This is a genomic window from Brevundimonas denitrificans (genome assembly GCF_030160755.1).
GTDB lineage: Bacteria > Pseudomonadota > Alphaproteobacteria > Caulobacterales > Caulobacteraceae > Brevundimonas > Brevundimonas denitrificans.
Genome location: NZ_BSOY01000014.1, coordinates 39,907 through 47,333, shown reverse-complemented (window position 1 = coordinate 47,333; position 7,427 = coordinate 39,907). Strand labels below are relative to the sequence as shown.

7 protein-coding genes are annotated in these 7,427 nt (G+C 68.0%); 4 read left to right on the top strand and 3 right to left on the bottom strand.

Features of this window, described 5'->3' with window-relative positions; all coding sequences use genetic code 11:
• Positions 1-1,081: D-alanyl-D-alanine carboxypeptidase family protein (locus QQJ79_RS05125; protein WP_431307571.1), on the bottom strand; the 1,081-nt coding region annotated here is incomplete at its 3' end.
• Between the two features lie 253 nt (positions 1,082-1,334).
• On the opposite strand from QQJ79_RS05125, the gene QQJ79_RS05120 reads away from it, so the two are divergent.
• A complete protein-coding gene (locus QQJ79_RS05120; protein WP_284221818.1) occupies positions 1,335-1,874 on the top strand; it encodes a phasin family protein in 540 nt (179 codons plus the stop codon).
• A gap of 66 nt (positions 1,875-1,940) precedes the next feature.
• Here QQJ79_RS05120 and QQJ79_RS05115 read toward each other — a convergent pair whose 3' ends face one another.
• Positions 1,941-2,291 (bottom strand): hypothetical protein, encoded by a 351-nt coding sequence (locus tag QQJ79_RS05115; protein ID WP_284221817.1) that lies wholly within the window; start codon positions 2,289-2,291, stop codon positions 1,941-1,943.
• A 111-nt stretch (positions 2,292-2,402) separates the two neighbouring features.
• Here QQJ79_RS05115 and clpS point away from each other — a divergent pair, with 111 nt between their 5' ends.
• The 3 genes from clpS to QQJ79_RS05100 all read left to right on the top strand — a co-directional run bounded on the left by clpS (position 2,403) and on the right by QQJ79_RS05100 (position 5,747).
• A complete protein-coding gene (gene clpS, locus QQJ79_RS05110) occupies positions 2,403-2,738 on the top strand; it encodes an ATP-dependent Clp protease adapter ClpS (RefSeq protein WP_284221815.1) in 336 nt (111 codons plus the stop codon).
• A gap of 13 nt (positions 2,739-2,751) precedes the next feature.
• Positions 2,752-5,064, top strand: a complete 2,313-nt coding sequence (clpA, locus tag QQJ79_RS05105) for an ATP-dependent Clp protease ATP-binding subunit ClpA (RefSeq protein ID WP_284221812.1) — start codon at positions 2,752-2,754, stop codon at positions 5,062-5,064.
• Between the two features lie 101 nt (positions 5,065-5,165).
• Positions 5,166-5,747 (top strand): DUF4287 domain-containing protein, encoded by a 582-nt coding sequence (locus tag QQJ79_RS05100; RefSeq protein ID WP_284221810.1) that lies wholly within the window; start codon positions 5,166-5,168, stop codon positions 5,745-5,747.
• Between the two features lie 4 nt (positions 5,748-5,751).
• Here the strand turns inward: QQJ79_RS05100 and QQJ79_RS05095 are convergent, their stop codons facing one another.
• The gene (locus tag QQJ79_RS05095; protein WP_284221809.1) at positions 5,752-7,401 is read right to left on the bottom strand and encodes a sensor histidine kinase; all 1,650 of its coding nucleotides are present in this window, start codon (positions 7,399-7,401) and stop codon (positions 5,752-5,754) included.
• Positions 7,402-7,427: the final 26 nt, after the last annotated feature.

Below are 7,427 nucleotides of genomic sequence, written 5' to 3'. Positions count from 1 at the left end.
CGGGCCGCTCGACCGAGGCGCGTTCGGACGGCGGCGGCGTCACGCGCGCCGGCTGGACCGGACTGGCGGGCAGGGCGGCGTAGGCGACGCCGGCAGACGGCGGAGCGCTGGATCCGGCGCCGGTCTCGCCGTCCTCGTCATCGGCGACGGCGGCGTATTCGATCGGGCCGTTGCTGTCGGGGCCGATGCCGAAGCCACGGGCCTCGAAGAAGGTCTGCGCCACCTGGATGGTCTCGCCCCGGGCGCGGGCGCGTTCGACTTCGAAGCCCGTGTCCATCAGGGCGGCGACGTGGGCGTTGCGGCTGGCCGTCGATCGGCCGCCCAGGACGATGGTGATGATGCGACGCCCGTCGCGCACCGCCGAGGCGGCCAGATTATAGCCGGACGCGTTGGTATAGCCCGTCTTCATGCCGTCATAGCCCGCGCCGCCGCGCAGCAGGCCGTTGGTGTTGCGGTAGTCCCGGCCGTTGTAGGCCCAGTCGTGCAGGCCGAAATAGCGATAGTACTGCGGATAGTCCCGCATGACGGCCCGGGCCAGGATGGCCAGGTCGCGGGCGGAGGTCAGCTGACGGGCGTCGGGCAGGCCGTTGGCGTTGACGTACCGGGTCTGGGTCATGCCCAGTTCGCGGGCCTTGAGGGTCATCTGCGCGGTGAAGCGCGCCTCGGACCCGCCGATGTGTTCGGCCAGGGCCACGGCCATGTCATTGGCGCTGCGTACGGCCGTGGCGCGCATGGCGTCGTCGAGGGTGATGGTCTGGCCCGCGGCAAGGCCCAGTTTCGACGGCGGCTGGCTGGCGGCATGGGGGGAGACGGTCAGGACGTCGTCCAGCTTCACCTTGCCTTCGGCGAGAGCCTCGAACGTCAGATACAGGGTCATCACCTTGGTGATGGAGGCGGGATAACGGCGGCTGTCAGCGTGGCGGGCGAACAGCACCTCGCCCGACTCGGCGTCCACGACGATGGCGGCATAACGCGCATTGTCAGCGGACTGGGCGTGCGGCGCGCGTGTCGGCGTCAGCGTGACCGCGACGGCCAGCAGCAGCGACAGGAAGCCGCGACGGATCAGGGCGGAGAGCGGCAAAGATCAGGCCTCACAAGACATTAGCGCGACGGCGGCCCCACCACGCGACGCTGACGAAAGGCTAACATGCGTCATTCCGGTTTCGTGAGGGTAAACAACCCGTCAACGATTTTGTGAACTTTTGTGCAGCGCACCATTTTCCCTTGACGTCTGTTCGCACTTGCACCATATGACCGTCTGTCGCGATGGACTGGCTCCTCGCGGAACCGATCACAGGCGGTCCCCCCGCCGCGAAACGATACTGGAGATCATCATGGCTGACACCACCGCCGACACCGTCAAGAAGACCGTCGAAACCGCCACGGACACCGTGAAGAAGACCGTCGAAACCGCTACGGCGACCGTCAAGGCTTCGGCCGAGAAGGCCCAGGCCACGTTCCAGGCCAATGCCGAGCAGGCCCAGGCCGCCGGCGCCAAGGCGCTGCGCGAAGTCGCCGACAAGTCGACCGCCGGCCTGACCGAGCTGAACGCCCAGTCGAAGCAGAACCTGGAAGCCCTCGTCGCCTCGGCCGCCGCCGCCCAGAAGGGCGTCGAGACCCTGTCGGCTCAAGGCGTCGCCTTCACCAAGAAGTCGTGGGAAGACGCCACCGCCGCCGCCCAGTCGATGTCGCAGGCCCGCTCGATCCAGGAGCTGCTCGAGCTGCAGACGACCTGGGCCAAGTCGGCGACCGAGGCCTATCTGGCTGAAGTCACCAAGGCGACGGACGTCCTGACCGCCTCGGTCAAGAACAGCTTCCAGCCGATCACCGAGCGCGTCACCGCTTCGGTCGAAAAGTTCCAGGCCGCCCGCTAGGCCTGAGACCGAAGTAAGCTTACGGACGAGCCCCCGGCGGAAACGCCGGGGGCTTTTTCGATTGCGTCAGGCCTCGCCCCAGAGGTTCAGGTGCATCCAGGTCGCTTCAGCCAGGATGGCCTCGCCGCCGTGGGCGCCGCGGTTCCAAACTTCGTCCCGGTCGTCAGGTCCGCCGGAGGCTTCCCACCCCGGAGCCGCAAGGGCTTTCACCGCCTCGAAGGTCGCGGCCTGATCGGGAGACGCCAGTTCCAGCCACAGGCCGAACTGGTCCTCGAACTTCCAGTAGGGATAAACGCGGCACTCACGCACCGTCGCGATCGGAGCGAGCGCCGCGATGAGCCGCTCCGCCAGTCGAAAGGCGGCCGGATAGTCCGCAGCCGTCCCGTAGACGCGCAGTCCCAGTTTGCGGTGATCCATGTGTCACTCCGGAAGTTTCATCGCCCGTCACGCAAGCTGTGACTGGACGCCCCTGTAAATCAGGCCATCATTCCCTATCTGATCCATCGACTCTCCCCATACGGATTACGAATGCCGCCGTCCCGCAGGCCAGGTGAACAACAAGGTGGAGGTCTCGGCGCCGCCACGGTCACCGAGACCAAGCCGAAGCTTCAGAAGCCCTCGCTGTACCGGGTGCTGATCCTGAACGACGACTACACGCCGATGGAGTTCGTCATCTATGTGCTGGAGCGGTTCTTCCAGAAGGACCGCGAGGCGGCCACTCGCATCATGCTGCATGTGCACCAGCATGGCGTCGGAGTGTGCGGCGTCTTCACCTACGAAGTGGCCGAGACCAAGGTCGCCCAGGTGATCGAGACGGCGCGACGCCACCAGCACCCCCTGCAATGCACGATGGAAAAGGACTGAGAGGAACTTCCCCATGCCCTCATTTTCGCGTCCTCTCGAAGAGACCCTGCACCGCGCCGTTCACTATGCGAACGAGCGCCGGCACGAGTACGCCACCCTCGAACACCTGCTGCTCGCCCTGGTCGATGATCCGGACGCCGGCAATGTGATGACCGCCTGCAACGTCGATCTGGTCGCGCTCAAGACCGCGCTGACCCTGTATGTCGACACCGACCTGGCGGCGCTCGCCACCAGCGACGGCGAGGACGCCAAGCCCACGGCCGGCTTCCAGCGCGTGATCCAGCGCGCCGTGATCCATGTCCAGAGCTCTGGCCGCGAGGAGGTTTCCGGCGCCAATGTGCTGGTCGCCATCTTCAGCGAGCGGGAGAGCCACGCCGCCTATTTCCTGCAGGAGCAGGACATGACCCGCTACGACGCGGTCAACTACATCGCCCATGGCATCGCCAAGAAGGCGGGCGGTTCGGGCGAGACCCGTCCGGCCAAGACCGGTGGCAGCCCCGAGGACGCCGAGGACGCCGCCGCCGCCAAGACCGGCGGCGAGGCGCTGGAAGCCTATTGCGTCGACCTCAACGAGAAGTCGCGCAACGGCAAGATCGACCCCCTGATCGGCCGTCACGCCGAGGTCGAGCGCGCCATCCAGATCCTGTGCCGCCGGACCAAGAACAACCCCCTGCTGGTCGGCGACCCCGGCGTCGGCAAGACCGCCATCGCCGAGGGGCTGGCCCGCAAGATCGTCAACCACGAGGTCCCGGAGGTGCTGGAAGGCGCCACCATCTACAGCCTCGACATGGGGGCGCTGCTGGCCGGCACCCGCTATCGCGGCGACTTCGAGGAGCGGCTGAAACAGGTCGTCAAGGAGCTGGAGACGCACGACAACGCCATCCTGTTCATCGACGAGATCCATACGGTGATCGGCGCGGGGGCGACCTCGGGCGGGGCCATGGACGCCTCCAACCTGCTGAAGCCGGCGCTGGCCTCTGGCTCCCTGCGCTGCATGGGCTCCACCACCTACAAGGAATACCGCCAGCATTTCGAGAAGGACCGGGCCCTGGCCCGCCGCTTCCAGAAGATCGACGTCAACGAGCCCACGGTCGAGGACACGATCAAGATCCTCAAGGGGCTGAAGACCTCCTACGAGGGCCACCACAAGGTCCGCTACACCGACGCGGCCCTGCGCACGGCGGTCGAGCTGTCGGCGCGCTACATGACCGACCGCAAACTGCCGGACAAGGCCATCGACGTCATCGACGAGGCGGGCGCCAGCCAGATGCTGCTGCCCGAGTCCAAGCGGAAGAAGGTCATCGGCCAGAAGGAGGTCGAGGTCGTCATCGCCCGCATGGCCCGCATCCCGGCCAAGTCGGTGTCCAAGTCCGACACCGAGGGCCTGCGCCAGCTGGAGACTGATCTGAACCGCGTCGTGTTCGGCCAGTCTTCGGCGATCGAGCAGGTGTCGGCGGCCATGAAGCTGGCCCGCGCCGGCCTGCGCGATCCGCAGAAGCCGATCGGCGCCTTCCTGTTCAGCGGCCCGACGGGCGTGGGCAAGACCGAGGTGGCCAAACAGCTGGCCTCGACCCTCGGCATCGAGATGCTGCGCTTCGACATGTCGGAATATATGGAGCGGCACACCGTCAGCCGGCTGATCGGCGCGCCTCCGGGCTATGTCGGCCATGACCAGGGCGGCCTGCTGACCGACGCCGTCGACCAGCATCCGCACGCCGTGGTCCTGCTGGACGAGATCGAGAAGGCCCACCCGGACGTCTACAACATCCTGCTGCAGGTGATGGACAACGGCATGCTGACCGATGCGGTCGGCAAGAAGGTCGACTTCAGGAACACCATCCTGATCATGACCACCAACGCCGGGGCCGCCGACAACGCCCGCGCTTCCATCGGCTTCGGCCGCGGCAAGGTCGAGGGCGAGGACGAAAAGGCCATCCAGCGCCTGTTCGCGCCCGAGTTCCGCAACCGTCTCGACGCCATCGTCGCCTTCAAGGCGCTGGACGCCGAGACGATCAAGTCGGTGGTCACGAAGTTCATCATCCAGCTGGAGGCTCAGCTGGCGGACCGGAACATCACCATCGAACTGACCGACGAGGCGGCCGACTGGCTGGCCAAGAACGGCTTCGACGAACTGTATGGCGCGCGGCCGCTGGCCCGGGTCATCCAGGAGCACATCAAGAAGCCGCTGGCCGACGACATCCTGTTCGGACGCCTGACGCGCGGCGGCCATGTGAAGGTGACCCTGACCGACGGCAAGATCGCCTTCGACGTCAGCGGACCCAATGCGGCCCAGACCAAGGCGGTCGAGGCCCAGACGGCGGACTGATCCAGTCCGTCGCCCGATGAACGAGGCCCCGGCGTCGCCGCCGGGGCCTTTTTCTTTGCCGCGGGCGGGGGCAAGGTCCCGGACGAGCGGAGGCGGGGACCATGAAGAGCGGCGCGGGGCTGACCGAACGGCAGCGGAAATGGTTCGCCACGGTCGAGGCCAATTTCGAGAGGGCCACCGGACGGCCGGTGGCGGTCTGGGTCGACATCCTCAAGGGCTGTCCCGAGACCCGGCCCCGGGCCCAGGCGGCCTGGTTGAAGGCGACTCATGGCATCGGCGCCAATCATGCGGCCCACATCCTCAGCGCGGCGCGACCCGACGAGGCCATGGGCTGGGATGACGCCGAGGCCTTGCGCGCCGCCCTGTGGAGCGAGCCGCGGTCGCTGGCCATTCTTGAGGCGATCGAACGCGCGGCGGCGGGCGTTGACGGCGTGATCTCGGGGCAGCGCAAGGGCTACACCGCGTTCAGCCGGGCCGTGCAGTTCGCGGCGACCCGGCCGTTGAAGGGCGGCCGGGCGTTATTGGGGCTGAAGCTGGAGCCGACGGCGTCGCCGCGCCTGATGCCCGCCGCGCGCAAGGAAAGCTGGTCCGAACGTCTGTCGGCCGTGATTGAACTGGACGGACCCGGCGCCGTGGACGGCGAGATCGCCCGCCTCTTCGCGGCGGCGGCGGAAAACGGCTGAGGCCTCAGGCGGCCTGCTGTTCGGCCGCCGCCTGCCCCTCGACCCGCTCGGCGGGCAGATGGACGGTGAAGATCGATCCCATTCCGGGCGTGCTCATGGCGCGGACCGCGCCGCCCATGGCCTCGACCAGGCCGCGGGCGAGGGTCAGGCCGATGCCCGCCCCCTCCCGGGTGCGGGTGTGGGAATCATCGGCCTGGACGAATTTCGCGAACAGCTCGGGCAGGCGCGACGGGGCGATCCCGACGCCGGTGTCCGCCACCCGGAACTCGAGCTCCGAACCGATCGCCCGCGCCGTCAGCCGCACGGACCCCCTGGGCGTGTGCCGCAGGGCGTTGTCGACCAGATGATCGAGGACCTGCCGCAGGTAGTCCCCGTCCAGCCGCCAGAGGCCCTGGATGGAGCTGTCCGCCTCGGCGGTCAGGGTCAGGCCGGCGCGCTCGGCCGCGGCCCGGTGCGCATTCGCGACGGTCTGGAGCAGGGTGACGGCGTCGACGCCGGTCGGGCTGGGGACCATCTCGCCCTTTTCCAGCTTGGCGACGGTCAGGAGGCGTTCAATCAGGCTCAGCAGGTTCTCGCCCGACTGTTTCAGCACGGCCAGCTGGCTGCGCTGCTTGGCGTCGAGGTCGCCCATGGCGAGGATTTCGGCCATGCCCAGCACGCCATTGAGGGGCGTGCGCAACTCGTGGCTCATGACGCCGAGGAACCGGGTCTTGGCGATATTGGCGCCCTCGGCCCGGTCGCGGGCCTCGGTCAGGTCCATCTGGTTTTCCTCCAGCCGGCGCACGATGCCGCGGACCCGCGCGAACAGGGCCGCGGCGGCGGCGGCCAGCAGCAGGATCAGCCCTCCAACCGCGGGCGCGGCTCCCGTGAGTACCGAGAGTCCCGGCCGCTCCGGCGTCCAGCGCACCTGGCCCAGCACCACGCCCCCCGCCCCTTTTAGAACGAGGTAGCCCTGGTTGTCCTGCGAGGGACCGGCCTCGGTGAGGACCGGGCTCCGGATCGCCAGGTCCTTTTCAAGGGCGATGAGAAGTTCGGAAATCGGCTTGGCGGAGACGATGACCGGGTCGTTGTCCAGCCGCGGCGCCTTGAGGTCCTCGCGCACCACGGTGCCGAAGCCGACCAGATAGATGTCGGTCCCCGCCCGCACCAGGGCGGAGCGGTTGACGGCGGCGTCGAAGCTCACGCGAGGGCGGTCGTGCCTGCCGGCGGCCTCACGGCGCACCTCGGCCACCAGCGGCGCGACGGCGTCGACGAAGGCCTGCTCGCTGGCGGCGGAGACCGGCTCGCTGTCGCGGGAGGCCAGGATCAGTTCGCCGTGCCGGTCGTAAACCAGGGTGACGGCGTGACCCATGAAGTCGGCGTAGTAGTCGCCGAAATTGGACTGGATCCAGGCCAGGTCGGGCTCGCCTGCGAAGGTGATGACAGCGTCGTTCCAGATCGCGGAGGAGTTGATATTCTCGATCAGGCCTTCGAACGTGCGGTCGAGGCGGACCTGGGCCAGTTCGCGTTCCTTTTCGGCCTGCACCCGGTCGATGCCGGCGGCGGCATAGGCCATCAGGCCGACCGCGCCGGCGATGACAAGCGTCAGGGCGGCCAGCGTGATCGCGATGATCCGCTTGAGGTCCTTGCGCTCTGAGCTTGTACGGCCCGCCATGCTCAAGGCGGTCGCACGACGGGCGA